The following is a 607-nucleotide window of genomic DNA, read 5'->3' as shown; positions in this document are numbered from 1 at the left end:
GCTTGATCACATGCCTGAGCTACGGCCGGGCCACGCCAGCCGTAGACCAGAGCGGCTACCTGGGCTTGATCACATGTGTGGGCTACGGCCGGGACGGCGCGTTCCAAGATCGGCGAGGCGGGAGGTGCCAGGTGCGAGATGCCAGCCGCAGGACGCCAGCGCGGGGTCGGCGGGGGCGCGAGGCCCAGGCCGAATATCTGCTGATAGCGGAGTTTTCTGGATGAGCCAGCGGGGTCAGTACTGACGACCAGCCGGACCAGCTGGACCAGCCGGTCGCGAGTGCTGTCCTCGGCTGGTGTGGATCGTGGAAGGGCGTGGTCCGGCCGGCGCCTGGTGCCGTCCCGACGGGCCGGCGAGAACACTGACCGCCAGCTCATCTCGTCCGGCTGATGCTGAGTGTCCTCTGGGCTTGACCCGTTTCGACGGACAGGGTCGATGAGTTGATCTTCACGCTACCTTGAGGGCGGGTAGCGGGGCGAGGTTGGTGCCCGTCTCGTAGGCGGCCGGACTCTGGTAGCCGAGGCTGGAGTGTCGGCGTCGGGTGTTGTACCAGCCTTCGATGTACTCGAATGTCGCCTGGTGGGCGGCTTTGCGGGTGGGCCATGCC

At 67.2% G+C, this 607-nt stretch carries 1 protein-coding gene; it reads right to left on the bottom strand.

Going from position 1 to position 607, the window contains the following annotated elements:
• Nucleotides 1–447 precede the first annotated feature (447 nt).
• Nucleotides 448–607, bottom strand: a 160-nt coding sequence (locus tag AB0F72_RS20605) for an IS3 family transposase (RefSeq protein ID WP_360433917.1), incomplete at its 5' end; no start/stop codon positions are given.

Source organism: Actinoplanes sp. NPDC023936, from assembly GCF_040639325.1.
Taxonomy (GTDB): domain Bacteria; phylum Actinomycetota; class Actinomycetes; order Mycobacteriales; family Micromonosporaceae; genus Actinoplanes.
Note: the sequence above shows the minus strand (reverse complement) of the source record. Positions and strands in the feature narration are given on the sequence as shown.